24 protein-coding genes and 2 pseudogenes are annotated in these 24,842 nt (G+C 66.6%); 15 read left to right on the top strand and 11 right to left on the bottom strand.

Features of this window, described 5'->3' with window-relative positions; genetic code table 11:
* The first annotated feature begins 109 nt into the window (after nucleotides 1-109).
* Nucleotides 110-769, top strand: coding sequence for a DUF6988 family protein (locus tag L3V85_RS03735; protein ID WP_237678066.1), 660 nt, complete (start codon nucleotides 110-112; stop codon nucleotides 767-769).
* A gap of 207 nt (nucleotides 770-976) precedes the next feature.
* Entirely contained in the window at nucleotides 977-1,333 is a 357-nt protein-coding gene (locus tag L3V85_RS03740; RefSeq protein ID WP_237678067.1) for an H-NS family nucleoid-associated regulatory protein, read from the top strand.
* 235 nt (nucleotides 1,334-1,568) lie between these two features.
* On the opposite strand, the gene L3V85_RS03745 is transcribed toward L3V85_RS03740, so the two are convergent.
* Nucleotides 1,569-2,882 (bottom strand): FRG domain-containing protein, encoded by a 1,314-nt coding sequence (locus tag L3V85_RS03745; protein ID WP_237678068.1) that lies wholly within the window; start codon nucleotides 2,880-2,882, stop codon nucleotides 1,569-1,571.
* Between the two features lie 128 nt (nucleotides 2,883-3,010).
* On the opposite strand from L3V85_RS03745, the gene L3V85_RS37520 reads away from it, so the two are divergent.
* Nucleotides 3,011-3,358 carry an NIF family HAD-type phosphatase gene (locus L3V85_RS37520; protein WP_366492395.1) on the top strand — a complete coding sequence of 116 codons (348 nt, stop codon included), beginning with the start codon at nucleotides 3,011-3,013 and terminating at the stop codon, nucleotides 3,356-3,358.
* A 267-nt stretch (nucleotides 3,359-3,625) separates the two neighbouring features.
* Here L3V85_RS37520 and L3V85_RS03750 read toward each other — a convergent pair.
* Together L3V85_RS03750 and L3V85_RS03755 are read right to left on the bottom strand one after the other, a co-directional pair.
* Nucleotides 3,626-4,042: pseudogene (locus tag L3V85_RS03750) on the bottom strand (transposase); the annotation flags it as partial.
* A gap of 400 nt (nucleotides 4,043-4,442) precedes the next feature.
* Nucleotides 4,443-4,613: pseudogene (locus L3V85_RS03755) on the bottom strand (YifB family Mg chelatase-like AAA ATPase); the annotation flags it as partial.
* 216 nt (nucleotides 4,614-4,829) lie between these two features.
* On the opposite strand from L3V85_RS03755, the gene L3V85_RS03760 reads away from it, so the two are divergent.
* From L3V85_RS03760 to L3V85_RS03800, 9 genes are all read left to right on the top strand, one after another.
* Complete coding sequence (locus tag L3V85_RS03760; RefSeq protein ID WP_237678070.1) at nucleotides 4,830-5,696, top strand: TorF family putative porin; 867 nt, start codon at nucleotides 4,830-4,832, stop codon at nucleotides 5,694-5,696.
* A 67-nt stretch (nucleotides 5,697-5,763) separates the two neighbouring features.
* Nucleotides 5,764-6,102 (top strand): P-II family nitrogen regulator, encoded by a 339-nt coding sequence (glnK, locus tag L3V85_RS03765; RefSeq protein ID WP_007833403.1) that lies wholly within the window; start codon nucleotides 5,764-5,766, stop codon nucleotides 6,100-6,102.
* 29 nt (nucleotides 6,103-6,131) lie between these two features.
* Nucleotides 6,132-7,571, top strand: coding sequence for an ammonium transporter (locus L3V85_RS03770; RefSeq protein ID WP_272934736.1), 1,440 nt, complete (start codon nucleotides 6,132-6,134; stop codon nucleotides 7,569-7,571).
* A 175-nt stretch (nucleotides 7,572-7,746) separates the two neighbouring features.
* On the top strand, nucleotides 7,747-8,679 hold the full coding sequence (locus L3V85_RS03775) for an SMP-30/gluconolactonase/LRE family protein (RefSeq protein WP_237678071.1): 933 nt from the start codon (nucleotides 7,747-7,749) through the stop codon (nucleotides 8,677-8,679).
* A 28-nt stretch (nucleotides 8,680-8,707) separates the two neighbouring features.
* Nucleotides 8,708-9,592, top strand: a complete 885-nt coding sequence (locus tag L3V85_RS03780; protein ID WP_237678072.1) for a LysR substrate-binding domain-containing protein — start codon at nucleotides 8,708-8,710, stop codon at nucleotides 9,590-9,592.
* Between the two features lie 126 nt (nucleotides 9,593-9,718).
* Entirely contained in the window at nucleotides 9,719-11,221 is a 1,503-nt protein-coding gene (locus tag L3V85_RS03785) for an FAD-linked oxidase C-terminal domain-containing protein (RefSeq protein WP_237678073.1), read from the top strand.
* Nucleotides 11,222-11,226: 5 nt separating this feature from the next.
* On the top strand, nucleotides 11,227-12,339 hold the full coding sequence (gene glcE, locus L3V85_RS03790) for a glycolate oxidase subunit GlcE (protein ID WP_237678074.1): 1,113 nt from the start codon (nucleotides 11,227-11,229) through the stop codon (nucleotides 12,337-12,339).
* A 17-nt stretch (nucleotides 12,340-12,356) separates the two neighbouring features.
* The gene (glcF, locus tag L3V85_RS03795) at nucleotides 12,357-13,589 is read left to right on the top strand and encodes a glycolate oxidase subunit GlcF (protein WP_237678075.1); all 1,233 of its coding nucleotides are present in this window, start codon (nucleotides 12,357-12,359) and stop codon (nucleotides 13,587-13,589) included.
* Between the two features lie 89 nt (nucleotides 13,590-13,678).
* On the top strand, nucleotides 13,679-14,122 hold the full coding sequence (locus L3V85_RS03800) for a carboxypeptidase regulatory-like domain-containing protein (RefSeq protein ID WP_237678076.1): 444 nt from the start codon (nucleotides 13,679-13,681) through the stop codon (nucleotides 14,120-14,122).
* Between the two features lie 15 nt (nucleotides 14,123-14,137).
* Here L3V85_RS03800 and L3V85_RS03805 read toward each other — a convergent pair whose 3' ends face one another.
* From L3V85_RS03805 to lplT, 3 genes are all read right to left on the bottom strand, one after another.
* The gene (locus L3V85_RS03805; protein WP_237678077.1) at nucleotides 14,138-14,626 is read right to left on the bottom strand and encodes a glutathione peroxidase; all 489 of its coding nucleotides are present in this window, start codon (nucleotides 14,624-14,626) and stop codon (nucleotides 14,138-14,140) included.
* A gap of 9 nt (nucleotides 14,627-14,635) precedes the next feature.
* Nucleotides 14,636-15,526 carry a DMT family transporter gene (locus L3V85_RS03810; protein WP_237678078.1) on the bottom strand — a complete coding sequence of 297 codons (891 nt, stop codon included), beginning with the start codon at nucleotides 15,524-15,526 and terminating at the stop codon, nucleotides 14,636-14,638.
* A gap of 64 nt (nucleotides 15,527-15,590) precedes the next feature.
* Nucleotides 15,591-16,895, bottom strand: coding sequence for a lysophospholipid transporter LplT (lplT, locus tag L3V85_RS03815; RefSeq protein WP_237678079.1), 1,305 nt, complete (start codon nucleotides 16,893-16,895; stop codon nucleotides 15,591-15,593).
* A 178-nt stretch (nucleotides 16,896-17,073) separates the two neighbouring features.
* Between lplT and alr the strand changes: the two genes are divergently transcribed.
* Entirely contained in the window at nucleotides 17,074-18,177 is a 1,104-nt protein-coding gene (alr, locus tag L3V85_RS03820) for an alanine racemase (RefSeq protein ID WP_237678080.1), read from the top strand.
* Entirely contained in the window at nucleotides 18,174-18,932 is a 759-nt protein-coding gene (locus L3V85_RS03825; RefSeq protein WP_237678081.1) for a hypothetical protein, read from the top strand. The genes alr and L3V85_RS03825 overlap by 4 nt, the downstream gene beginning before the upstream one ends.
* Here L3V85_RS03825 and L3V85_RS03830 read toward each other — a convergent pair.
* Nucleotides 18,886-19,833 carry a LysR family transcriptional regulator gene (locus tag L3V85_RS03830; RefSeq protein WP_237678082.1) on the bottom strand — a complete coding sequence of 316 codons (948 nt, stop codon included), beginning with the start codon at nucleotides 19,831-19,833 and terminating at the stop codon, nucleotides 18,886-18,888. The two genes, L3V85_RS03825 and L3V85_RS03830, sit on opposite strands and share 47 nt — an antisense overlap.
* 97 nt (nucleotides 19,834-19,930) lie before the next feature.
* On the opposite strand from L3V85_RS03830, the gene L3V85_RS03835 reads away from it, so the two are divergent.
* Nucleotides 19,931-20,875, top strand: a complete 945-nt coding sequence (locus L3V85_RS03835) for a DMT family transporter (RefSeq protein ID WP_237678083.1) — start codon at nucleotides 19,931-19,933, stop codon at nucleotides 20,873-20,875.
* Between the two features lie 15 nt (nucleotides 20,876-20,890).
* Here the strand turns inward: L3V85_RS03835 and L3V85_RS03840 are convergent, their stop codons facing one another.
* From L3V85_RS03840 to L3V85_RS03855, 4 genes are all read right to left on the bottom strand, one after another.
* On the bottom strand, nucleotides 20,891-21,904 hold the full coding sequence (locus L3V85_RS03840; RefSeq protein ID WP_237678084.1) for a MerR family transcriptional regulator: 1,014 nt from the start codon (nucleotides 21,902-21,904) through the stop codon (nucleotides 20,891-20,893).
* A gap of 95 nt (nucleotides 21,905-21,999) precedes the next feature.
* Nucleotides 22,000-22,989 carry a 2-dehydropantoate 2-reductase gene (locus L3V85_RS03845; protein ID WP_237678085.1) on the bottom strand — a complete coding sequence of 330 codons (990 nt, stop codon included), beginning with the start codon at nucleotides 22,987-22,989 and terminating at the stop codon, nucleotides 22,000-22,002.
* Nucleotides 22,990-23,002: 13 nt separating this feature from the next.
* Nucleotides 23,003-23,794 (bottom strand): class II aldolase/adducin family protein, encoded by a 792-nt coding sequence (locus L3V85_RS03850; protein ID WP_237678086.1) that lies wholly within the window; start codon nucleotides 23,792-23,794, stop codon nucleotides 23,003-23,005.
* A 19-nt stretch (nucleotides 23,795-23,813) separates the two neighbouring features.
* The gene (locus tag L3V85_RS03855; RefSeq protein WP_237678087.1) at nucleotides 23,814-24,809 is read right to left on the bottom strand and encodes a Bug family tripartite tricarboxylate transporter substrate binding protein; all 996 of its coding nucleotides are present in this window, start codon (nucleotides 24,807-24,809) and stop codon (nucleotides 23,814-23,816) included.
* Nucleotides 24,810-24,842: the final 33 nt, after the last annotated feature.

The following is a 24,842-nucleotide window of genomic DNA, read 5'->3' on the forward strand; positions in this document are numbered from 1 at the left end:
ATTGGGTTGAGGCAGTTTCGCAACCGGCCAACAACGTAGATTGTCGAGCGAGCCAGCTCGCAACGCAGCGATAGTTGCAGTGGCCAACTCATTGTGCGAGCCTTGGCGCATGGACATCGAACACCTCCTGCGCCGATCCGATGAACTCGACGACACCATCGTTCGAATGCTCGAGCTCGACCGGTACCCCGAACACGGTGAAGATGCGGAAAAATTGGCACTCAGCGTCACTGCCGCGTCTCTCTCAATCGACCACGCACGCGCGCTGCGATCGCTGATTGCCGACGGGTTTGTCTCGTCGGCGGTGCCCCTGATGCGACTTCAGTTTGAATCGACAACGCGCTCGGCATGGCTTCTGTTTGCAGCTTCAGATGGGCAAGTGGCCTTGGCGGCGGCGCCGCTCAGCACAGCGGGTGACGAAGCTGCACGAAAGCTGCCGGCAGCGCGAGAAATGATCAAACAGCTGCGTGGCGCCTCGATTGCCGTGCCGGCCGCTGCGCCACCTGCAGCGATGTTGGGCCGGTTCGAGGACATGCAGCGGCATGCCTTGAACTCCTTCGTCCATGTCGGCGTGCATGCACTGCGACGCCATCAAGACGGCTTTCCGGTGCAGCTGGTCTGCCAACTGATCGAATGCTCAAACGGCCTTGTTACGATCGCTGCGATGATGTTGGCAATACTGACCGGGGACCGTGTTCTGGCAGCTCGGATGAACCGCGTGCATGTCGGATTTGAGGACTGTCTCACGCCATTACTGCCATCCTACTGAAGCCTAAAGCGGCGCTTCCCAGGGAGTGTTGGCACAATCATCCGAACAACAAGACGACACGCGAACTACCTTTACCCAGTCAGTGCTTTGCGGCATGACTCAACGCTTAGGGTAGGAATTGGATGCATTATTTCAATCGCTAGGATCTGCGGGGAGCAGTGAGCGAATGCAAGTATCCTTGCCTTTTTACCGAGAGGAATCTCAGCAATGGCAAAGAAGACATTCATTGAAGTTCAGAAGCAAATTGAACAACTTCAGAAAGAGGCTGAACTGCTACGCAAACAAGAGGCCCACGAAGTCTTGGCGAGGATCAAGGAGGCGATCGCTGTCTATGGATTTACTGCCGCCGAACTCGGTTTCGAGGGGGGTGCTGGAAAGCGGTCTGCTAGGCCGGTCAAGAGCCCGAAGCGTGGTCTTAAGGCAAGCGGGAAAGCTGCGACGACTGCGGCTGCGAAGTTTCGTGATCAGAACGGCAACATCTGGAGCGGCCGTGGTCCGCGGCCAGCATGGTTTAAGGCCGCGCTTGAAGCAGGCAAAGCCCCAGAGGACTTTCTCGCCAAGTAAATCTCGTCTCCCGCGCACTTTGTACCAAGCCCTGGGTTGAGTCTCGATGGTCGAGACCGATGATGCGAAGAGTGCCTCCGGCTTCGTCGAGAAGACTTGCTCTGCGATTTGAGGAAGGCCGAGGAGCGACCGCCAGAGCAACCTGCTTCAATGGTTGGACGCAGGACGATAGAGACTTCGATCAATCGTCACGAGAGAAAGGACCTATAACTTTTCCTTCTGGATCTTGAAGAGCTCAAGTGACTCGATTGGGGTCCCGGAAAGAGAACTTATGCGCAATGTACTTCGCCGAATTCTCGATGTACGGGAACACGGTGCTTTCGTTGATATTCAGCTGATCCAGTTGCTTCAAGACGGCGCCCTTGTTCTTGACCGAAATCCGCTGCACAGAAATCTCGGGGCTACCGCCTTCGTCCAGGGTGGCGTCGGAGCCGAATAGAAGGAATGCACCCGACTGGAAGGCAATCCGGTTATTGGTGTGCTTGCCCTTGACGCATACGATAGAGCGGAGGTGCTTTGGCTCCAGCCGCGGCTCGAAGAAAGGCTTCTCTTCTTTGACGAAATGAAGGAGCTGCTTTACAGGCTGAAGCTTGTTGAACTTGCGAACATCCAGGCTGCTGAAGTCCAACGCGTCTTTGGAAGACTTTGGCAGTCTGGTCAAATTGGCGATGCAACTCGCGGTATCGGAATCGAAGTACTTGATTTTCTCGCGCTCCATCGAGAAGACGATAACTTCACCGTCTTGGTCAAGGTTACTCTTGCAAGCAAAGTACAAGGCAATCAGAGGGTTCGAAGTGATGTCTAGCAAGCGCGTCGGCAGCGAATAGTGCTGCATCCGCACAAGCCGGTCTAGCGTGTAGACATCGCCTTGGAAGTCGATTGAATTCGAAACCAACAGCTCCCGATACATCCGATCTTCGGCGTCCCGGTACATGTAGTTCCCGTGCTCGTCCTTGCGAAGAATGGATGGCTCAAGGCGGTACTTGGTTCTGTTTGAATGGCCGCGGTAGAACACTTCCTTGCCACCATGGTTCAGCCCCAGGACGTGGCCGATAAATGCTCCCACGGTGTCGGCCTGAAAAGGGGCGTCGGCCGGTGGAGGAAGATCTGTCTTGGCAACCTTGGGCGTGGCGGCGGCCTGCAGGCCGATGCCAGCATGTGTCAACGCCTGATTAAGGTCTTCGTCCTTGATGGCCCAGTGGGTACGGTTCAGCTCCCACGTTCGAATATCAAGTGCGGCTTGGAGTGGCTTGATAGCGTCAAAAGGGATAGGCGGAACGGCCGGATCGAACTCAGGCGCAACGAAGAGCAGGCGACCATCGTTGCGCAGCTTGACGCTTTTCAAGCGGCCGACCCGCATCGGCTCATTAGTGCCCTCATACGCAAAGAGACAAGGCAGACTCAGCAACGTCTCGATTTGCGCCGCCTTCAGCTCACGAAAGCTAGCCGCAATGTCGTCGCTCGTGTATTCGAGAAACCTGCTGCGTTCGTACTCGTAGCCCGGCTGGTCCCAAGCGCCCTCAGCGGAGGTGACAAGAAAGTTGAACATCTATTTAGCGAAGGAGAGTTGGGAGCACTGTAAACGCTGGTGCCGGTGCTGAGAGCCGGGACGACGAGGGCTGCGACAGCGCAACAAACTCCGGCGGCGACTCTTGATAGCCGCATTGCAGGCGCAAGTTGCCCCGATGGAGCCTCTACGGATCAGCGAAGCAACCGAGCGGGGCGAGCAACGCGCCGCTCGGTTGGTCTGCTCACCTGCGGCGGAAAGCGTGGGCCGTTGAAAGATGCGTCCAGCGTGTCGACCCACACAGCGGTGGTTACGTCTACATAAAGGACTTGCGAAAGGCCCAAAAATACGGTTGCTCGGTCGACCGCATGACTATAGTTGACGACTCTCCGGAAAAGGTAGCCCGACAGCAGCGCAATCATCTGCAAATTGCTCCTTTCGAGGGGCAAGCCGGTGACCGAGAACTTCTTTCACTTAGTGACCAGCTTCTCGCTCGACGCAGAGGGACCGCCCAATGACTGCCTTCGCGGACAAGCTTGTTACCGCCCGCGCCCGGGGCGTTCAAGATGGAGCGGCCAGCCCGTTATGCGCAATGCATTCGTGCCGCGTTGGAGACAAGGTGCCCAAGCAGCGAGTCTGGTTGCTGTCGCCAAAACTCGTCGAGCAAATCAAGCGCCCCGGAGGTTCTTGCAGGATCGCGCATTGATGGCTGCCACCTTCAAAAGTATTGAGTAAACGTCTAACCCTACTGTTTCGGCAGTTGGGCAGTAAGCAATGGGATGAACGCCCTCGCAGGCCGCATTGTCGGGCGAACAGCCTTTGGGGGACATCGAACGCGTCAGCTCGGCATCCGCGATACGTGCCAGCCATCCCGGCCATCGATAGTGGGCACCGCGAGCCGAATGCACAACAGGCCGGTTGCTGATGTCGATCGTCTCGATAGCGACATCCAGCATCGTGTTCACGAGCTGCGCGTCCGGGCGCATGCTGATCGTCCAACTGACCACCTTGCCATCGAAGCAGTCGATCACAGGCGACAGATACACCTTGCCTGCCGGAATGTGGAACTCCGAGATGTCGGTGAGCCATTTCTCGTTGGGAGCACCAGCGGTGAAGTCGCGGTTGACGAGGTTCTCTGGCGCTGGACTGATCTCGCCCAGATAGGAGCCATGCCGACGCCGCTTGGGCGTCGCGGCGACCAAGCGAGAAGTGCTTCATTAACCATCGCGAGGCTCGGGCGCAGCCGGTGATCCGCGGGTGTTGGATTCCGCCGATTACTGATCCTGGATGGACAGAGAGCAAGCCCAATAAGAGTCCTTCTTCGTGGCGAGCGCTTGAAACTTTTTCACCAGGACGGCTGCCGGAGATTTTTTAGTTGGCGTGTTCTGGTGCGCCGATTTCAGTTTTCTGGCATTCCCGCCTAGGTCGGGCTCAAGCAGCAAATCTTCCAAATCGGTATTTCATTTGGCGGTTCATCGGTGACTACGGTCCGTCGACCGATAACCGCAAGATGTTGCATCAGCCCAAAGTCGAGACCGTTTGACCGCACGGCGCTTCGCTCACGCTGAGTTTGGGTCCGTCGAAAGCCGCATGGGGCCGTGGGTTGCTAACCGCACTTTGTTGGAAAGGACCATCGCGGGCTTCCTTGACCTCGGTTTCCGCCAGGCCGACCAGCGTGAAGCTGGGCAGACCGTTGGCCAGATGCACCTCGACCGTGACACTGGCCGCTTCCAGCCCCAGCAAGGCTCGGCCCTGCACCAAAGACAAACTCATTTCTCTCCCTGTCCCCAAGATGGTGCAACCATCTTTGGTGTGTCCGCGGTGGTGCGATGCCGGTGAAAGCTGCAACCGCTCGAAACAAGCGTTGTAACGATTTGGCTCACAAAGCGACGCTCGCGAGTCGCATGGGGCACAGGTATTTGTGCAGTTTGGCACGCTCCCTGCTTTGAGCCTCTCAGGTCCAACAACACACTTGCGAGGAGTTTCCCGATGACGCACCGTACCGCCGCCAAGGCGATGATCGTTCTGGCCACTGCATTGACCGCTTCGGGCGCAGCCCTGGCACAGGCAACGACCGACGCCGCCGCGGCCGCGCCCGCCCCGGATCTCACGGGCAACATCTCGCTGACCACGAACTACAAGTTCCGCGGCCAGGACCAGGACATGCTGGGCAAGAACGACTACGCCAAGACCAAGGCCTTCAAGCCGGCCATCCAGGGCGGCTTCGACTACGCCTTCGGCAGCAGCGGCTTCTACGTGGGCAACTGGAACTCCAGCGTCAACTGGCAGAAGGGCAACAGCATCGAGAGCGACCTGTACGGCGGCTACAAGTTCAAGGCCGGCCCGCTGGACATGGACGTGGGCGCGCTCACCTACATCTACCCGGGCAACTCGGCGGGCAACACCACCGAGCTGTACGTTGCCGGCACCTATGCCAACGAGACCTTCGGCTCGTTCACGGCCAAGTACTCGCACACCGTGTCGAAGGACTACTTCGGCTACGCAGGCAACAAGGCCGGCTCGGGCCTGAAGGGCACCAACACCGGCTACCTGAACCTGTCGTACAGCAAGGAAATCGTGCCCAAGGTCACGCTGAAGGCTGCGGTGGGCTACACCAACATGTCCAGCGACATCCGCAGCCTGGGCTACAAGAGCTACGTGGACTACAACGTGGGCGCGAGCTACGACTTCGGCAACGGCCTGTCGTTGACCGGCTCGGTGCAGGGCGCCAACAAGCAGAGCTCGTACCTCGCGGTGGCCAACCCGGGCGTCGACCTCGGCTTCGGCCCCATCGGCCAGACGACCTACTCGCCGAACAAGGCGCGCTTCATCCTCACGCTCACGAAGACGCTGTAAGCGACAGAACAACGAGGCGCGGCCCAAGCTGCCGCACCGTTTCATTTCCATCCAAAGGAGAAAACTCATGAAGCTGGTCACAGCCATCATCAAACCGTTCAAGCTCGACGAAGTGCGCGAAGCACTGTCGGCCATCGGCGTGCAGGGGATCACCGTCACCGAAGTGAAGGGCTTCGGCCGCCAGAAGGGCCACACCGAGCTCTACCGCGGCGCGGAGTACGTGGTCGACTTCCTGCCCAAGGTCAAGATCGAGGCGGCCGTCTCCGACGACCTCGTCGACCGCGTGATCGAAGCCGTCGAAGGTGCAGCCCGCACCGGCAAGATCGGCGACGGCAAGATCTTTGTCTACAACCTCGAACAGGTCGTTCGCATCCGCACCGGCGAAACGGGCCGCGAAGCCCTCTGATCGAGTCCTGGCCCGAAAGAACAACGACTATGAAAAAACTGCTTGTCTCTCTTGCGCTCGGCTTGAGCGTGCTCGCCGCCGGTACTTCCGGCTTCGCACAGACCCCGGCAGCGCCTGCTGCCGATGCACCCGCCGCAACGGCTCCCGCAGCTGCTGCGGCAGCACCCGCTGCGGCCCCGGCCGCCGATGCGGCAGCTCCGGCCGCGGCAGCGCCCGCAGCCGCGCCCGCCGCGGCCCCGGCACCGAAGATCGACTCCGGCGACACCGCCTGGATGCTGACTTCGACCCTCCTCGTGATCCTGATGACCATCCCCGGCCTCGCGCTGTTCTACGGCGGCCTGGGCCGCTCGAAGAACATGCTGTCGGTGCTGATGCAGGTCTTCGTGATCTTCTCGCTGATCAGCATCCTGTGGGCCGTGTACGGCTACAGCCTGGCCTTCTCTGGTGACGGCAACTTCTTCGGCACCTTCGACAAGATCTTCATGAAGGGCATCACGCAGGAGACCTTCGGCGCGCTGACCACGATTCCCGAATACGTGTTCGTCGCCTTCCAGGGCACCTTCGCGGCCATCACCGTGGCGCTGATCGTCGGCGCCTTCGCGGAACGCGCCAAGTTCTCGGCCGTGCTGCTGTTCTCGGTGCTGTGGTTCACCTTCAGCTATGTGCCGATCGCCCACATCGTGTGGGGCGGCGGCCTGCTGGGCAAGGACGGCGCGCTGGACTTCGCCGGCGGCACCGTGGTGCACATCAACGCCGGTGTGGCCGGCCTCGTGGGTGCCTACATGGTCGGCAAGCGCGTCGGCTACGGCAAGGAAGCCTTCACGCCTCACTCGCTCACGCTCACCATGGTCGGCGCCTCGCTGCTGTGGGTCGGCTGGTTCGGCTTCAACGCCGGCTCGGCGGGTGCCGCCAACGCGCTGGCCGGCCTGGCCTTCATCAACACGGTGCTCGCCACCGCTGCCGCCGCGCTGTCGTGGATCCTGGGCGAGAGCCTGCACAAGGGCAAGGCCTCGATGCTGGGCGCCGCGTCCGGTGCTGTTGCCGGCCTCGTGGCTGTCACGCCCGCCGCCGGTTTCGTCGGCCCGATGGGTTCGATCGTGCTGGGCCTGCTGGCCGGCCTGGTCTGCCTGTGGGGCGTGGGTGGCCTGAAGCGCATGCTGGGTGCGGACGACGCATTCGACGTGTTCGGCGTGCACGGCGTGGGCGGTATCCTGGGTGCCATCCTGACCGGCGTGTTCGCTGCCAAGGGCCTGGGCGGCACCGGCGGCGCGACGCCCGACACCTTCTCGATGGGCGCGCAAGTCTGGATCCAGATCAAGAGCGTGGCGCTCACGGTCGTGTGGTCCGGCGTGGTGGCCTTCATCGCCTACAAGATCGCCGACCTGACCCTCGGCCTGCGTGTGTCGGAAGAAGAAGAGCGCGAAGGCCTCGACATCTCCTCGCACGGCGAAACCGCATACAACAGGTAAACCCCAAGCCCCCTTGCAGGGGGCGGCACCTGCGGCTCGGCGAAGCCGGTTCCGCGGTGCTTACCGACTGACTGAAAAAAGTTTTTCAAGCGAGGTCTCCTTTGGATGTTCAGCCCGCAAGCGCTCCGGCGCCGGCGGGCTTTTTTTTGCCCGTCGGGAGCACAATCGGCCCACCATGTGGACCTCCATCGAAGACAGCCTCTGCGAGCTCGGCGAATCGCCGTTCTGGCACCCTCAGGAACGATCGCTCTACTGGCTCGACATTCCGGGCCGCGCCGTGCTGCGAACGCGCGGCGACATCGGAACGCCGGACGCCACCGTCGAGCGCTGGGCGCTGCCCACCGAGCCCGGCTGCATGGCGCCGGCGCGCCGCGGCGGCCTGGTGATCGCGCTGCGCGACGGCATCTACCGCGCGCGGGAATGGGGCGGCCCGCTGGTCGCGATGGCGCGCGTGGAGCACGACGTGCGCACCATGCGCTTCAACGACGGCAAGTGCGACGCGCTGGGCCGCTTCTGGGGCGGCTCGCTCAACGAGGCGAAAGACCGCGCCAACGCCGCGCTCTACTGCCTCGACGCGCGCAGCGACACCGGCATCTCGCCCACCATCACGCAAATGGCCAACCAGGCCACCACCGCCAACGGCCTGGCTTTCTCGCCCGACGCCCGCACGCTCTACTGGGCCGACACCGCGGCCCATGTGGTGCATGCGTGGGACTGGGACGCCGAGGCCAATTCGCTCTCGCACGCCCGCGTGTTCCAGCAGTTCGGCGCCAAGCCCGAAGGCTGGACGCCCGCGTCGCCGCTGCACTACGACGGCCGCCCCGACGGCGCCACCATCGACGCGCAGGGTCACTACTGGGTGGCCATGTTCGAAGGCGCGCAGCTGCTGCGCTTTTCTCCCTCGGGCGAACGCGTGGCTTCGGTCGCGGTGCCGGTGCAGTGCCCGACCATGCCCTGCTTCGGCGGCGACGACCTGAAGACCCTGTTCGTCACCAGCGCCCGCAAGGGCCGGCCGGCCGACGAGATCGCGCAGCGCCCGGCTTCGGGCATGGTGATCGCGATGCGGGTCGACACGCCGGGCCTGCCCGTGAGCTTCTTCGAAGACTGAAGGCGAAAAAGAGGGTTTCCAGCCGCGCATGGCTCTGCAACACATTCCGCCGATCCAGTGCCTGCTGACCTTCGAGGCCGTGGCGCGGCTGCGGCATGCGGGCCGCGCGGCCGACGAGCTGTGCGTCACGCCCAGCGCCGTGAGCCACCGCATCCGCCAGCTCGAGGCGCATGTGGGCTTCAAGCTGTTCGGTCGCAGCGACTTCAGCCTCACGGCCGACGGCGCGGCCTATCTCGCGAACGTGCGCACCGGCCTCGCGGCGCTGCAGGCCACGCCGCTGGGCGCCAATGCGGCCCAGCGCGCGACGCGCCTGCGCATTGCCGTCACGCCGACCTTCAGCCGCCAGTTCCTGATGCCCCGCCTGGAGCTGTTCCGCAACATCTACCCCGACATCGAGCTGGTGCTGCAGGTGTCGATCCCGCTGCTCGACGTGACGGCCGAACAGGCCGACCTGGAAGTGCGCTACGGCCCCGGCGGGTACGCCGACTGCGAGCATCGCCTGGTGCTCGAGGAGCAGGTGGTGCCCGCCTGCAGCCCGAGCTATCTCAACGAGTTCGGCCCGTTCCAGGGCTTTCGCAGCGCGGCCGAAATTGAGGGCGCGCGGCTGATCCGCAGCCCGCTGGAGCCCTGGGGCACCTGGTTCGCGAGCTGCGGGCTCGACCAGCCCGAGCCGCACGTCGGCTCGCAGTTCAACGACCTGGGGCTGGTGTACGACGCCGCCGCCAGCGGCTTCGGCGTGGCGCTGGTGCGGCAGAAGATGGGCGCGGCGTGGTTCGAATCGGGGCGGCTGGTGGCGCTGTCCGACCAGGCGGTGCCCTCGCCGCACCGGCACTACATCTGCTGGCAGCCGGGCACGCTGGAGCGCTGGGAGTGCGCTGCCTTTGCCGACTGGCTCGAACAGAGCCTGCGCTGACCGGCCGGACTCGCGAATTTCTCTCAAGCACCCGGCAAAAAACCATCAACCCGGGGCGGCGGGAATGTCCGTAGAGTGCGGTACACCCGAGACATCCGCGAACAGAAGAAAAGAAAGGGCCCGCCGATGAACGCGCCGCTCACCCCCACGCAACACGATTCGCTACAGAAAACGGAGCGCCAGTCCCATGTGGTCCGCGCGCTGCAGGTGCACCTGCCCACACACGCGCTGATCTGGCACGACGAAGACACCACGCCCTACGAGTGCGACGGCCTCACCGCCTACCGCGCCCGCCCGCTGGTGGTGGCCTTGCCCGAGACCGAGGCGCAGGTCGCCGCCGTGCTCAAGACCTGCCACCAGCTCGGCGTGCCCGTGGTGGCGCGCGGCGCGGGTACCGGGCTCTCGGGCGGCGCCATGCCGCACACCATGGGCGTCACGATGTCGCTCGCCAAGTTCAACCGCATCCTGAAGATCGATCCGGTGAGCCGCACGGCGGTGGTGCAGTGCGGCGTGCGCAACCTCGCCATCAGCGAGGCGGCCGCGCCCTTCAACCTCTACTACGCGCCCGATCCTTCGAGCCAGATCGCCTGCACCATCGGCGGCAACGTGGCCGAGAACTCGGGCGGCGTGCACTGCCTCAAGTACGGCCTGACGCTGCACAACGTGCTGCGCGTGCGCGGCTTCACGGCCGAGGGCGAGGCGATCGAATTCGGCGGCGACGCGCTCGACGCGCCAGGGCTCGACCTGCTGGCGCTGGTCATCGGCAGCGAGGGCATGCTGGCCGTGACCACCGAGGTGACCGTCAAGCTCGTGCCCAAGCCGCAGCTCGCGCGCTGCATCATGGCCAGCTTCGACGATGTGCGAAAGGCCGGCGACGCGGTGGCGGCGGTGATCGCGGCGGGCATCATCCCGGCGGGGCTGGAGATGATGGACAAGCCCATGACCGCCGCGGTCGAAGACTTCGTGCGCGCGGGCTACGACCTCGATGCCGCCGCCATCCTGCTGTGCGAATCGGACGGCACGCCCGAGGAGGTGGAAGAAGAAATCGGCCGAATGACCGCCGTGCTGCGCGGCTGCGGCGCCACCGCCATCACGTGCAGCAACAGCGAAGAGGAGCGCATGAAGTTCTGGAGCGGGCGCAAGAACGCGTTCCCCGCCTCGGGCCGCATCAGCCCGGACTACATGTGCCTCGACTCGACGATTCCGCGCAAGCGGCTCGCCGACATCCTGCTGGCGATCCAGGAAATGGAGAAAAAGTACGACCTGCGCTGCTGCAACGTGTTCCACGCGGGCGACGGCAACCTGCACCCGCTGGTGCTGTTCGACGCCAACGACCCCGACGAGCTGCACCGCTGCGAGCTCTTCGGCGCCGACATCCTGGAGACCAGTGTCGCGATGGGCGGCACGGTGTCGGGCGAGCATGGCGTGGGCGTGGAAAAGCTCAACAGCATGTGCGTTCAATTCACGGCGGCGGAGAACGAGCAGATGTTCGGGGTGAAGCGTGCGTTCGATCCCGAGGGAATGTTGAACCCCGGCAAGGTGATTCCCACGTTGCAGCGATGTGCCGAGTACGGCAAGCAGGTGGTGCGCGGGGGGAAGTTGTCGCATCCCGATCTGCCGAGGTTCTGATGGCGATGGGCAACGACACCGCACTCCACCAGATAGTCGAGCGCATCCATGCGGCCACGACCGACGCCACGGCCCTGCGCATTCGCGGTGGTGGCACGAAGGACTTCTACGGCGAAGCACCGCAAGGCGAGTTGCTCGACACGCGCTCGCTCACCGGCATCACGAGCTACGAACCGAGCGAACTGGTCGTCACCGTGCGCGCCGGCACGCCGCTCGCCGAACTCGAAGCGGCACTTGCCGAGAAAGGCCAGTGCCTGCCTTTCGAGCCGCCTCGCTTCGGCGACGGCAACGGCACCGTCGGCGGGATGGTCGCGGCGGGGCTCAGCGGGCCCGCGCGAGCCAGCGTGGGTGCCGTGCGCGACTACGTGCTCGGCGCCACGCTCGTCAACGGACGCGGCGAGGTGCTGAGCTTCGGCGGGCAGGTGATGAAGAACGTCGCGGGTTATGACGTGTCGCGCGTGCTCGCGGGTTCGCTGGGCACGCTGGGCGTGATCGCGGAGGTGAGCCTCAAGGTGCTGCCGGTTCCGCCGGCCGAGGTCACGCTCGAATTCGCCTGCGGCCAGGCCGATGCGCTGCGGCTGCTCAACGAATGGGGTGGCCGGCCGCTGCCGCTGAATGCGAGCTGCTGGTTCGAATACGCCGGCGCGGGCGCGTTGTACCTGCGGTTGCGGGGCGCGGTCGCTGCCGTGGAAGCCGCGTGCGCGCATCTCGGCGGCGAGCGCAAGGACAACACACGCGCGGCCGCCGACTGGCAATCGCTGCGCGACCAGCAGCTGCCATGGTTTGCTACCGATGAAGGCGGCGATGCGCTGTGGCGCCTCTCCGTGCCCCAGACCGCACCCGCGCTGGCGCTCGACGGCGCCGCGCCGCTGATCGAATGGCATGGCGGCCAGCGCTGGTACAAGGCGCCGGTCGAACAGGCCGCGCGCATCCGCGAGATCGCGCGCGCGGCGGGCGGCCACGCCACGCTGTTCCGCCTGCCCGGCTCGGGCACGCAAAGCGGAGTGCCGCGCTTCGACGCCATGAGCGCGCCCGTCGAACGCATCCAGCGCGCGCTGATGCGCGAGTTCGATCCGCACGGCCTCTTCAACCGCGGCCGCCTGCTCGCCACCGACTAAGAACAAGAACCGAAGACATGCAAACCGAGCTCGCCCCCGAATTCAAAGGCACCGACGAAGGCCGCGAGGCCGAAGCCATCCTGCGCAAGTGCGTGCACTGCGGCTTCTGCACCGCCACCTGCCCGACCTACCAGCTGCTCGGCGACGAGCTCGACGGTCCGCGCGGCCGCATCTACCTCATCAAGCAGGTGCTCGAAGGCAAGGAGCCGACGCGTAGCACGCAGGTGCACCTCGACCGCTGCCTCACCTGCCGCAACTGCGAAAGCACCTGCCCGAGCGGCGTGCAGTACGGCCACCTGGTCGACATCGGCCGCAAGATCGTCGACGAGAAAGTGCCGCGTCCCGCGGGCGAATCCGCGCAGCGATGGTTGTTGAAAGAAGGCCTGCCGTCGCCGCTCTTCGGACCCGCGATGAAGCTCGGCCAGGCAGTGCGCGGGCTGTTGCCCGAGGCGCTGAAGGCCAAGGTGCCCGCGAAGCAGGAGGCCGGCGCATGGCCCGCCGCCACGCATGCGCGCAAGGTGCTGATGCTCGCTGGCTGCGTGCAGCCGTCGATGATGCCGAACATCAACAGCGCCACCGCGCGGGTGCTCGACGCGGCCGGCATCCAGGCGGTGGTCGCGCCCGAGGCCGGCTGCTGCGGCGCGGTGAAGTTCCACCTGAACGACCAGGACGGCGGCAAGGCGCAGATGCGCGCCAACATCGACGCCTGGTGGCCGTACGTGGAGCGCAACGAGGTCGAGGCCATCGTCATGAACGCATCGGGCTGCGGCGTCACCGTGCGCGAGTACGGCCACATCCTGCAGCACGATGCGGCCTATGCGCTGAAGGCCGCGCGCATCAGCGAACTCACGCGCGACCTGGGCGAGCTGCTGCCCGACCTCGTGCCAGCGCTCAAGGCCCGCGTGAAGGCGCCTTCCGGCGTGGTGGCCTATCACCCGCCCTGCACCCTGCAGCACGGCCAGAAGCTGCGAGGCGGCGTCGAGACGCAACTGCGCGCACTGGGCTTCGACATGCGCGTGGCCATGAACGAATCGCACCTGTGCTGCGGCTCGGCCGGCACCTATTCGGTGTTGCAGCCCGAGCTGGCCTATCCGCTGCGCGACCGCAAGCTCGGGCACCTGAAGCAGCTCCAGCCGAGCGTGATCGCCTCGGCCAACATCGGCTGCATCACGCACCTGCAAAGCGGCAGCGGCGACACCCCGGTGCGGCACTGGATCGAGCTGCTGGACGCCGCGCTGGACGCGGCCTGATCGCACAGCAGGGGAGGGCGCGGTCCGACTCGCGCGAAAGCCGCTGGCGGCGCATCATGGCGGCACCGAACTCGCAAGGAGCCAGTGCCATGTCCCATGTTTCCGCCTCTCTCGTTTCCTCCAGGCTGCTGTTGCGGCGCGTACTGCTCGCAGGCATCTGCGCGGCCGGCGCCGTGGCGGCGCAGGCGCAGGGCGCCATGCCGGCGTGGCAGGGCGCGGGCTCCGCGCGCTACGTGTGCGGCGGCATCGGCTCCGACGAATCGCAAGCCATGCGCGCGGCCATGAAGGACCATCCGCTGGCGCTGCTGTTCGCGCGCGCCGACGGTGCCTATCTGGCAAACGTGGAAGTCACGATCAAGGGCGGCGACGCCAACAACGCCGCCGCGCTGGCGTTCCGCGCCAACGGCCCGATCTGCCTGGTCGACGTGCCCGCCGGGCGCTACGTCATCGATGCTTCCACGGCCGGTGGAGCCGCGAAGACCGAGACCGTGACGGTGGGTGGCGGCTCCAAGACCGCCGACTTCCGCTTCTAGTGTCTTGCGGCCGGGTCAGCCGGCGGCCAGCGCCGCTTCCACGTCGCGCGTGAGCGATGCCGGCGTGTCGAGCGGCGCATAGCGCTTGAGCACCGTGCCGTCGCGCCCGATCAGGAACTTGGTGAAGTTCCACTTGATGGCCGTCAGCCCCAGCAGGCCCGGCTTTTCCTTGGTGAGCCACTGGTACAGCGGCGCGGCATTGCTGCCGTTGACGTCGATCTTTTCCATCATCGGAAAGCTCACGCCGTAGTTCTTGGTGCAGAAGGCGCCGATTTCCTCGTTGGTGCCCGGGTCCTGCGCGCCGAACTGGTTCGACGGGAAGCCCAGCACCGTAAGGCCCTGGTTCGCGTATTTTTCGTGCAGCGCCTCGAGGCCGGCGAACTGCGGCGTGAAGCCGCATTTGCTGGCGGTGTTCACGATGAGCAGCACCTTGCCCTTGAAGGCGGAGAGCTTCACCGGCTTGCCGTCGATCTGGTTGGCCTCGAAGTCGTAGACGCTGGTCATGCGGTTTCCTCAGGTGGGAGCGGAAGCGCGATCATCGCGCGGCACAGGCGTTCGTGCAAACGCCGACCAGAGGGCGCCCGCCACGATCAGCGCGCCGCCCATCAGGATGCGCGAGTCCAGCGTGGCCGCACCGAGCGCCACCGACGAGACGCTGGCGAACAGCACCTCCGACAGCATGATCACCGAGGTCGCGCTGGCCGCGAGCCGCGGCGCGCCGTATTGCAGGCACACGTTGGCGACGATGAAGCCGGTGCCCAGCAGCGCGGCCCAGCCGAGCCAGCCGGGCGAGGCCAGCATCGGCGAGTCGACGGCGCCGAAGGCGGTGCCCGTCAGCGCGGCCACGCCCGCCACCGCGGTGCAGCCGCAGAACATGGCGAGCGCACGCGATTCGCCCGGCGCCGCGCGCAGGCGGCGCAGCACGATGTTGGTCACCGCGAAGCTGAAGCCGGCGCCCACGCCCAGCCAGTCGGGCAGGCTCGACGGCACCGGCCAGTCGGTACCCGGCGCCTTCAGCACCACCACCACGCCGCTGAGCGCCAGCGCCACCCGCGCCAGCGCGCCGCCCGTGGGCCGCTCGCCCAGCAGCAGCCAGCCCAGCAGCACGCTCCACAGCGGCATCAGATAGAAGAGCAGCACCACGCGCACCACGTCGCCCTGCGTCACCGCCCAGTTGAAGCCCACGTTGGTGATGCCCGCCGCCAGCCCCAGCAGCACCAGCCCGGGGAAAGCCACGAAGCCCTGCCAGGCATGGCGCCGCACGAGGCCCATCACGACCGCGATGGCCAGGTAGATCAGGCAGGTGGTCCACAGCGGATGCAGCCCGTGGCTGGCCATCTGGCGGAAAGGAAACCAGGAAACGCCCCACACGAAGGCGTTGAACATCAGTGCGAGCGCGGGCATGGTGGCGTTGGAAAAAGGTGGGCGCCCGGCGCGCCGGCCATTTCACCAACGCGATCGCGCGAGATCAGTGATGCTTGTCGCTGCGGGCGATGGCCAAGAGGTGTTCGACTTCCTCGGGATACTTCTTCAGGTTGTTCTCGTGCCAGCGCTTGATGATCCACATGCAGCCGGCCACCACGAGGCCGAATGCGCTGATGGCGCCGTAGGCCGACAGGCCCAGGCCGGTGCACACGCTGTAGAAGCCGCCGAGCAGAAGAATGCAGGCCTGCTCGTTGAAGTTCTGTACCGCGATGGAGCGGCCCGCGCCCATCAGGTTGTGGCCGCGATGCTGCAGCAGCGCATTCATCGGCACCACCAGGAAGCCGCCCAGGCCGCCCAGCATGATGAGGAAGGGCACCGCCAGCCAGACGTTGCCGATGAAGTTCATGGCAATCACCATCAGCCCCATCGCGATGCCCATGGGGATCACGCGGGTGGCCATGTCCAGCCGCATGCGCATCGACGCCACGACCGCGCCCACGGCCGTGCCGATGGTCACCACGCCGGTCAGCGCCGAGGCCTGGGTGGTGTTGTAGTCCAGCGCCAGCGCGGCCCAGGCCAGCACGATGTACTTGAGGTTGCCGCCCGCGCCCCAGAAGAGCGTGGTGGTGGCCAGCGAGATCTGGCCGAGGCGGTCGCGCCACAGGCGGGCGTTGCAGTGCCAGAAGTCGGGCAGCAGCGCCGCGACGTTGCGCACCAGGCCGTGCTCGGGGTTGGCGCGCAGCGGGCGCATCTCGACGCCGGTGTGCGGAATGCGCGTGTTGAACCAGGCGGCCAGCACGTAGACGAAGATCAGCACCGTGATCGCGGCCTCGGCGGGCGAGTTGATGCCGGTGTCGATGAACGGGAAGTCGAAGGCCAGCAGCTTGCTGGAAACCGCATGCCCCACCAGCGCGCCGCCGAGCACGATGCCCAGCAGGATCGAGGCGATGGTCAGCCCTTCGATCCAGCCATTGGCCTTGACCAGCTGGGAGGCCGGCAGCAGCTCGGTCAGGATGCCGTACTTGGCCGGCGAATACGCCGCCGCGCCGAGCCCGACGATGGAATACGAGAGCAGCGGGTGCGAGCCGAACAGCATCATCAGGCAGCCGAGCACCTTGATGGCGTTGCTGATGAACATGACCTTGCCCTTGGGCAAGGCGTCGGCGAAGGCACCCACCAGCGGGGCCAGCACCACGTAGAAGACGGCGAAGATCGGGACCAGGGCGGCCCGCTGCCATTCGGGGGCGCCCGAAGTTCGCATCAGGTCGACCGCAACAACGAAGAGCGCTTGGTCGGCCAGCGACGAAAAGAACTGGGCCGACATGATCGTGTAGAAACCGCGCTTCATCGATGGGCTGGCTGGCCAGAGGGTCTGCTGGCGGTAGTGAAAAAGTGTCGCGTCCGGGGCGAATGGGCGGTTATAGCACGGGGGTGCGACGCGCAATTGCGCATCCCCACGGTGTTCGACCCCATTCCCGAAGGTGCTAAAACGTGGTCTGCATTTTCTCCGACTTGCCAGAGCCCCCATGCCGCGCCCCATTCTCGCCACCGTCCACACCGACGCGCTGCGTCACAACCTCGAGCGCACACGGCGCTCGGCCCTCGAAGCCCGCGTCTGGGCCGTCGTCAAAGCCAACGCCTATGGCCATGGCATCGAGCGGGTCTATGAAGGCCTGCGCGGCGCCGACGGCTTCGCGATGCTCGATCTGGCCGAAGCCGAACGCGTGCGCGCGCTCGGCTGGCGCGGCCCGGTCCTGCTGCTCGAAGGCGTGTTCGACGCGCGCGACCTGGAGCTGTGCTCGCGCCTGGACCTGTGGCACGCGGTGCACTGCGACGAGCAGATCGACATGCTCGCCGCCCACAAGACGCTGAAGCCGCAGCGCGTGTTCCTGAAGATGAATTCGGGCATGAACCGCCTGGGCTTCACGCCCGAGCGCTTCGGCTCCGCCTGGACCCGACTGAACGCGCTGACCCAGGTCGACGAGATCTCGCTCATGACGCACTTCAGCGACGCCGACGGCGCGCGCGGCATCGCCCACCAACTCGAGGTGTTCGAGCATTTCACGCGCGACCTGCCGGGCGAGCGCTCCGTCGCCAACAGCGCGGCCACGCTGCGCCACGCCAACCTCACGCGCGGCGACTGGGTGCGCCCCGGCATCGTGCTGTACGGCAGCGCCCCCGACTACCCCGAGCACGACGCCGCGCACTGGCAGCTGAAGCCGACCATGACGCTGTCGACCCAGCTCATCGGCGTGCAGACGCTGAAGGCCGGCGACACCATCGGCTACGGCTCCAACTTCACGGCCGAGGGGCCGATCACCATCGGCGTCGCGGCGGTCGGCTATGCCGACGGCTATCCGCGCCACTGCACCACCGGCACGCCGGTGCTGGTGAACGGCGTGCGCACCCGCATGGTCGGGCGCGTGAGCATGGACATGATCACCGTCGACCTCACGCCGGTGCCCGACGCGAAGTTCGGCAGCGAAGTCACGCTGTGGGGCAACTCGGCGAAGACGGGCGCGGTGCTGCCCATCGACGAGGTCGCGCGGGCCGCCGGCACCATCGGCTACGAGCTGATGTGCGCCGTGGCGCAGCGCGTGCCTTTCGCCCCCGCCGCCGAAGGCGAATGAAGGTTCTTTCCAACTGGCGCTCCGTGCGCCTTTGGGAAACGCAGGTCGAACGCGACCTGCATCGCAATTACAGCCTGCGCACGCACGGCATCCTGATCGGCACTTTCACGCTGCTGCTCATGTGGTGCGTGTCGGCGCTGCAGATGCACCTGTTCCATGTGGACTCGCTGGCGGTGCGCTACTTCCTCACGCTGGGCGTGGGATACCTGGGCTACCTGCTGGTGCTGCGCTGGTGGGCCAAGCGGCTGGTCGAGGGCCGCGAGCTGGACATCGATGTCGATGCGCCGGACGTCGACTTCGGCGGCGGGCGCGGCGGCAGCGGTTCGCACGGCCATGTGAACCTGGGTGACGGAGGTAACGGGGGCGGTGGCGACGGCGGCCTTTCCGACGTGGCCAGCGGCGCGCTCGACATCGCGGGCGGCGCCGACGAGGGCGCCATCATCGTCGTGCCGATCCTGGCGGTCTTCCTGATCTGCGTGGCCGTGGTGCTCGGCGCCGGCTCGCTGGTGCTGCTCTACTTCAGCTGGGACGCGCTGCTGGCCGTGGCCATCGAGGTCGCGTTCTCGTATGTGTCGGCCCGGGCGGCGGTGCGCGTGGCACGGGAAGGCTGGCTCATGGCCGCCGTGCGGCTCACCTGGAAACCGCTGCTGGGCGCGGTGATCTGCGCGGTCGCGCTCGGCGCGCTGCTCGACCACTTCATGCCGCAGGTCAACTCCTTGCCCGAGGCCGTGCGCGTCCTGACGAAGACCCGCTGAGCGCGCCCAGCAGGTGCTCCACCAGCACCTTGCACTTGGGCGCCATGAAGCGGTCGGGCGGATACAGGATGAATGCGTGCCCGTGGTAGTTGCCCTGGAACTCCCAATCGGCCAGTACGCGAACCATGCTGCCGTCGTCCAGCGCCGGCCGCGCGATGAACGCCGGCACGCAGGCCACGCCCAGCCCCGCGAGCGCGCCGTCCAGCCGCACCTCGCTGTGGTTCGACACATAGCGTCCGCGCACCACCACCTCGGTTTCTTCGCTGCCCTGCCTGAAGCGCCAGTGGTTGTCGCGCTCGTGCTCGCCCAGCGACAGGCAGCTGTGCGCCAGCAGATCGAGCGGATGCGCGATGGCGCCATGCCGCGCCAGGTAGGCCGGCGTGGCGCACAGGATGTGCTCGACCGGCATCAGCCGGCGCGCCACCAGCCCCTCGGGCGGCTCGGTGGTCAGCCGCACCACCAGGTCCACGCCCTCGCGGATCGGATCGACGTCGCGGTCGGCCACGATGAGCTGCACGTCGACCTCGGGGTAGTGCTCGAGAAAGTCGAGGATGTGCGGATGCAGCACGCGCCGCGCGAAGGCCTTCGGTGCGCTGATGCGCACCAGCCCGGCCGGCTTCTTCGAGAAGCGCTGCGCGATGTCCATCGTGCCCTGCGCCGCCAGCACCAGCTCTCGGCAACGCGCGAAGGCCTCGGCGCCGGGTTCGGTCAGCCGCAGCTGGCGCGTGGTGCGCTGCAGCAGCTGCACGCCGATCTCCTTTTCGAGCCGCTTCACCTGCCGGCTCGCGGCCGACGGCGTCATGCCCAGCAGATCGGCCGCGGCCGAGAAGCTGCCGAGTTCGGCGACCCGCAGGAAAGTCACCATCTCCGGCAGCACTTTGAGAAATGAATTCGTTCCCACCACGCAAGAGTCCTGTTCCGGCCGATGGCTACCCGGCCCGTGTGATGCCCAGAACAATTCTTCCTCGTGTGTTGTTCATGGACGGCGGCTGGAGAGTATGGATTCAAAGCAGGGAAACGGCACGGCCGCATGGGGCGGCCCGGGCGCCAGGAAGCGGGCGGGCATCGGCCTTGCCGAAGTCATGCTGCTGCTCGTGGCGGCGGTGTGGGGCGGCAGCTACGCGGTGGCCAAGCAGGCGACGCAGCAACTGCCGGTGCTGGAGTTCATCGCGCTGCGCTTCGGCCTGACCTTCGTTGTGTTGCTGCCCGCGCTCGGCCCGCTGTTCGGCGCCCGATGGCGCCAGGGCCTGGCGGTAGGCGGCCTTCTTGGCGCCAACCTGCTGGCGATCTTCGTGTGCGAGACCTTCGGCGTGTCGCTCACGAGCGCGAGCAACGCGGCCTTCCTCATCAGCCTGTGCGTGGCGATCACGCCTTTTGTCGAATGGTGGCTGCTGGGGCAGCGGCCGGCGCGTCGCGTGTTCTGGGCGGCGGGCCTGTCGGCGCTGGGCGCCGCAATGCTCTCGGCCGCCTCGCCCACGGACCTGTCGCTCGGCTGGGGCGACGGGCTGATGGTGGCCGCGGCCTTCCTGCGCGCGGTGATGGTGTGCATGACGCGCCGGCTGGCCGGCCGCCACGCGCTGCCGGCGCTCACGCTGACGGCGCTGCAGTCGGGCGTGATGGCGCTCGGCGCGGCGGCGATCTCGCTGGTCGCGTCGCCGCCGAACGGCGCCTGGCACATGCCGCCGGCCACCGCTTCTTTCTGGTGGGGCATGGCGTACCTGGTGCTGCTGTGCACCGTGTTCGCGTTCTTCGCGCAGAACCACGCGGCCTCGCGCTCCAGCCCGAGCCGGGTGTCGCTGCTGATGGGCAGCGAGCCGGTGTTCGGCGCGCTCATTGCGGTGTACGGCTTCGGCGAGCGCATCGGGCCCTGGGGATGGGCCGGGGGCTTGCTGATCGTGGCGGCGGCGTGGTGGGTGACGATGCCGCGGGCGGACGGCCGCTGAGGCTCGCGCGATAAATCAGGCGGCTTTCCTTTCCGGCCGCCAGGCGATGACGCCTTCCGTGCGCGCCCTCACTTCCGGCGTGGCCAGGCAGGTCGCGACGGCTTCGTAGCCCGCGGCGCCAGGGTACGGCGCGACGAGCGTCGGCGGGCTGTGGTTGGCGGGGCAGAGGATGATCGATTCGTCGTCGCCCACGGCCGCCAGGTCCAGGATCACGCAGGAGCGCGTGAGCATGAAGAGCGGCCTGCTTCCGGGCCCGCGCCGGCGCAGGTGCGCGATCAGCGCCTGCTGGGTGGCGTGGTCCAGCCCCTGTTCCACCAGGTCGACCACCAGCGCCGACGGCCCCTCGGCAGCGAGCCCGGCCAGCAGCGCGACCAGTGCCTCGGAGGCCGTGGCGCCGTCTTCCTCCAGCCACGACAAGGCTTCGGCGACAGCCGGCGCGCGCGCCGCATCGGGGCTCGCCGTCCGGTCCAGCCCGAGGAACGCGGCGCCAGGAATGGTCTCGGCCAGGCGCAGTGCCAGCCGCGTCTTGCCGCTGCCCAGCGGGCCCACGATGTAGTTCAGCGGCCGGATGTCGCGCAGCTCGAAGCGCTCGCCGCCCCAGGGCCACGGCAGCTCGAAGGCGATGCCGAGCCCCTTGGCCGGCTGCAGCAGTCGCGCCAGTTCGCCGGCTGCCGGTGCCTGGCCACGCGCGAGGTCGGCCCGCAGGCCGCGCACTTTCTCGATGGTGCCGCCGAGCTGGCGGACGCGGCCTTCGAGCAGGGCCTGATGTGCCGCCAGCGCCGGCTCCAGCCCCGCGGCGTCGCCTTGCAGCACGCGCGCCACCTGCGCGAGGCTCAGGCCGAGCGTGCGCAGCGCGACGATCTCGGCGCCCTTGGCCATCTCTTCGGGGCCGTAGGAGCGCCAGCCCGCGGCGGTGCGTTCCGGCGCGAGCAGGCCCCGCTGTTCGTACAGGCGCAGCGCCTTGGCGGAAACGCCGAGCCGCTGGGCGGCTTCGGCAGGGTTGAGGAATCGGGCGGCGGGAGAATTCACAAAATCACCTCTTGGCTTGGAGCGGACACAGCCTTTATCGAGGCGGCCGCAGGGGCCGGGTCAAGCGATCTTGCGACCGGGGTTCTCCGCGCGGTTCAGTACAGCCCGAGTTGCCGCGTCCGCAGGCGCGCCAGGCCCAGCAGCGCATCGGTGAACGGCGTCGCCACGCCGGTCAGCTCGCCCAGCTCGCGCACCACGGTGACGAGCGCGTCGAGTTCCACCGAGCGGCCGGCCTCCACGTCCTGCAGCATCGAGGTCTTGAACGCGCCGAGCTTCCTCGTGACCGCATGCCGGTCTTCCGGGCTCTGCGTGATCTCGATGCCGATGCGCCGGCCGATCTCCTTGGCCTCCAGCATCACCGCCGAGATGAAGCCGCGCACGTAGTCGTCGCCCATGATCAGGTCGGTGGTGCAGCCCGTCAGCGCGCTGATCGGGTTCACCGTCATGTTGCCCCACAGCTTGAACCACACGTCCTTCTGGATCTGCGGCGACAGCGTGGTGTCGATGCCCGCGGCGTTCAGCAGCTCGACCAGCTTGCGCACGCGCGGCGTGGCCTCGCCCGAAGGCTCGCCCACGATCAGCCCGTTGCCGAAGTGGTGCCGCACCACGCCGGGCCCGTCGAGCGAGCAGCTCGCGTGCACCACGCAGCCGATCACGTTGCGCGCGGGAATGGCCTTGGCGATGGCGCCCTCGGGGTCGACCGCCGCGAGCCGGTGGCCCGTGATCTCGCCGCCGAAGCCGCCTTCGAGGAACCACCACGGCACGCCGTTCATCGCCACCAGCACGATGGTGTCGGCGCCGATCAGCGGCCCGATGCGCTCGGCCACGCCGGCCAGCGCGGGCGCCTTCACGGCGATGACCACCAGGTCCTGCACGCCGAGTTCGGCCGGATCGGCCACCGCGTTGACGGGCACGCGCGTGCGCACCTCTCCACCCGTGCTGCCGCGCATCAGCGACAGGCCGTCGCGCTGCAGCGCCTCGAGCGTCGCGCCGCGCGCCACCACGTTCAGCCGCTGGCCCGCCTGCGCCAGGCCGGCGCCGATCCAGCCGCCGATGGCGCCGGCGCCGTAAATGCAAATCTTCATGGAAAAGCTCGCCTCAGTTTCTGTAGCTCGGGTCGATGCGGTCCACCTGCCGCACCAGCGCGTTGAACACGTCCTGCCCGGCGCCGTGCTCGGGGCTGAACTGCAGCGCGTCGCGCGTGCAGCGGCGGGCGATTTCCTCGCTCACCGGAATGGCCTGGCCCATCGAGAAGGTGGCCATCTGGATCTCGCAGGCGCGCTGCAGCGTCCACAAAATCGCGAAGGTCTGCGGCAGCGTCTGCCCCCAGGCCAGCAGGCCGTGGTTGCGCAGGATCACCGCGTTGCGGTCGCCGATGCTCTTCAGCAGGCGCGGGCCTTCGTCGGCATGGATGGTGATGCCCTCGAAGTCGTGGTACGCCACCATGTCGTGCAGCTGGGCGGTGTAGAAGTTGGTCTGCTGCAGCCCGCCCTGCAGGCAGGCCACCGCCACGCCGGCCGTGGTGTGCGTGTGCATCACGCAGTGCGCGCCGGGCAGGCCGTCGTGAATGGCGGCATGCACCACGAAGCCGGCCGGGTTCACCGGGTACGACGAACCGTCGAGCACCTTGCCCTGCAGGTCGATCTTCACCAGGTTGCTGGCCGTGACCTCGCTGTAGTGCAGGCCGAAGGGGTTGATGAGGAACTGCTTCTCGCCGCCCGTCACGCTGTCGGGCAGCCGCACCGTGATGTGGTTGTAGATCATCTCCGTCCAGCCCAGCATCGCGAACACGCGGTAGCAGGCCGCGAGCTCCTCGCGCGCGGCGCGCTCGTCGGGGTGGATCGAGGGATGGACCAGCGCCGAGGGCGCGGTGGTGGCGGGTGAGTTCATGGCAGTTCCTTCATGTGTTTCAACCTTCCGCTGTGAAGCCGACGTCTTTCACGATCGGCGCCCACTTGGCGGTGTCCTTCTTCAACAGTTCCGTCAGCTCGGCGGGCGTGGAAGACATCGCTTCCAGGCCGAAGGTGCCGAGGCCGTCGATCACGTCCTTCTGCGCGAGCGCGTTCTTCATGGCCGTGTTCAGCTTCGCCACCACCTCGGGCGAGGCCTTGGCCGGCAGGAAGAAGGCGAACCACTCGCTGTGCGCCATGTCCTTCAGGCCCTGTTCGCCGAAGGTGGGCACGTCGGGAACGAAGCGGCTGCGCTTGGCGCCCGACACGCCCAGGATGCGCACCTTGCCCGTGGCAAGGTGCTGCGTGATGTCGCCGATGGGCCCCGACACCGCCGAGATGTTGCTGCCCAGCAGGTCGAGCATGGCCGGCTGCGTGCCGCGGTAGGCCGCGTGCTTGAGCTCGACGTCGCCCTTCTTGCCCAGCAGCGCGCCGATGAAGTGCGGCGTGGAGCCGGACGCCGGCGAGCCGTAGTTGGCGCCGGCCGGGTTGGCCTTGGCCCATGCCAGGAACTCCGGCACGGTCTTCACGCTGGCCGGCACGGCGGGGCCCACGGCGAAGCCGAAGTCGAACACGCAGGCCAGGCTCACGGGCGTGATGTCGACCATCGGGTCGTACGGCAGCTTCTTGTAGATGTGCGGGTAGATCGTGAGGATCGAGGTCGGCGTCTGCAGGATGGTGCTGCCGTCGGCCGGGCGTCCCTTGACGTAGCCCACGGCGATCTGGCCGCCCGCGCCGGTGCGGTTCTCGACCACGGCGGTCTTCGCGTACTCGGGGCTGAGCTTGGTCGCCAGGCGCCGGCACGTGGTGTCCGAGGTGCCGCCGGCCGCGAAGCCGGTGACGATGGTCGCGGTCTCCAGGTGCGTCGTCGCCTGCGCGAAGACGTTCTGGCCAAGGCTGGCCATCAAGGCGGATGCACTGGAGGTCTGCAAAATCTGGCGGCGCGTGAAGCTCATTTGTCTCTCTCCGGACGGTGGTTATGGAGGGTC

It is taken from the genome of Variovorax paradoxus, from assembly GCF_022009635.1.
In the GTDB taxonomy this organism is placed as follows: Bacteria; Pseudomonadota; Gammaproteobacteria; order Burkholderiales; family Burkholderiaceae_C; genus Variovorax.

Excerpts from the sequence above, each read along its gene's own strand:
- L3V85_RS03850 (WP_237678086.1), bottom strand. The coding sequence starts at position 23,794 with ATGAACTCACCCGCCACCACCGCGCCCTCGGCGCTGGTCCATCCCTCG.
- glcE (WP_237678074.1), top strand. The coding sequence starts at position 11,227 with ATGGGCAACGACACCGCACTCCACCAGATAGTCGAGCGCATCCATGCG.
- L3V85_RS03735 (WP_237678066.1), top strand. The coding sequence starts at position 110 with ATGGACATCGAACACCTCCTGCGCCGATCCGATGAACTCGACGACACC.
- L3V85_RS03760 (WP_237678070.1), top strand. The coding sequence starts at position 4,830 with ATGACGCACCGTACCGCCGCCAAGGCGATGATCGTTCTGGCCACTGCA.
- alr (WP_237678080.1), top strand. The coding sequence starts at position 17,074 with ATGCCGCGCCCCATTCTCGCCACCGTCCACACCGACGCGCTGCGTCAC.
- L3V85_RS03810 (WP_237678078.1), bottom strand. The coding sequence starts at position 15,526 with ATGCCCGCGCTCGCACTGATGTTCAACGCCTTCGTGTGGGGCGTTTCC.
- L3V85_RS03845 (WP_237678085.1), bottom strand. The coding sequence starts at position 22,989 with ATGAAGATTTGCATTTACGGCGCCGGCGCCATCGGCGGCTGGATCGGC.
- L3V85_RS03800 (WP_237678076.1), top strand. The coding sequence starts at position 13,679 with ATGTCCCATGTTTCCGCCTCTCTCGTTTCCTCCAGGCTGCTGTTGCGG.
- glcF (WP_237678075.1), top strand. The coding sequence starts at position 12,357 with ATGCAAACCGAGCTCGCCCCCGAATTCAAAGGCACCGACGAAGGCCGC.
- lplT (WP_237678079.1), bottom strand. The coding sequence starts at position 16,895 with ATGAAGCGCGGTTTCTACACGATCATGTCGGCCCAGTTCTTTTCGTCG.
- glnK (WP_007833403.1), top strand. The coding sequence starts at position 5,764 with ATGAAGCTGGTCACAGCCATCATCAAACCGTTCAAGCTCGACGAAGTG.
- L3V85_RS03745 (WP_237678068.1), bottom strand. The coding sequence starts at position 2,882 with ATGTTCAACTTTCTTGTCACCTCCGCTGAGGGCGCTTGGGACCAGCCG.
- L3V85_RS03780 (WP_237678072.1), top strand. The coding sequence starts at position 8,708 with ATGGCTCTGCAACACATTCCGCCGATCCAGTGCCTGCTGACCTTCGAG.
- L3V85_RS03855 (WP_237678087.1), bottom strand. The coding sequence starts at position 24,809 with ATGAGCTTCACGCGCCGCCAGATTTTGCAGACCTCCAGTGCATCCGCC.
- L3V85_RS03805 (WP_237678077.1), bottom strand. The coding sequence starts at position 14,626 with ATGACCAGCGTCTACGACTTCGAGGCCAACCAGATCGACGGCAAGCCG.
- L3V85_RS03775 (WP_237678071.1), top strand. The coding sequence starts at position 7,747 with ATGTGGACCTCCATCGAAGACAGCCTCTGCGAGCTCGGCGAATCGCCG.
- L3V85_RS03835 (WP_237678083.1), top strand. The coding sequence starts at position 19,931 with ATGGATTCAAAGCAGGGAAACGGCACGGCCGCATGGGGCGGCCCGGGC.
- L3V85_RS03785 (WP_237678073.1), top strand. The coding sequence starts at position 9,719 with ATGAACGCGCCGCTCACCCCCACGCAACACGATTCGCTACAGAAAACG.
- L3V85_RS03770 (WP_272934736.1), top strand. The coding sequence starts at position 6,132 with ATGAAAAAACTGCTTGTCTCTCTTGCGCTCGGCTTGAGCGTGCTCGCC.
- L3V85_RS03740 (WP_237678067.1), top strand. The coding sequence starts at position 977 with ATGGCAAAGAAGACATTCATTGAAGTTCAGAAGCAAATTGAACAACTT.
- L3V85_RS03825 (WP_237678081.1), top strand. The coding sequence starts at position 18,174 with ATGAAGGTTCTTTCCAACTGGCGCTCCGTGCGCCTTTGGGAAACGCAG.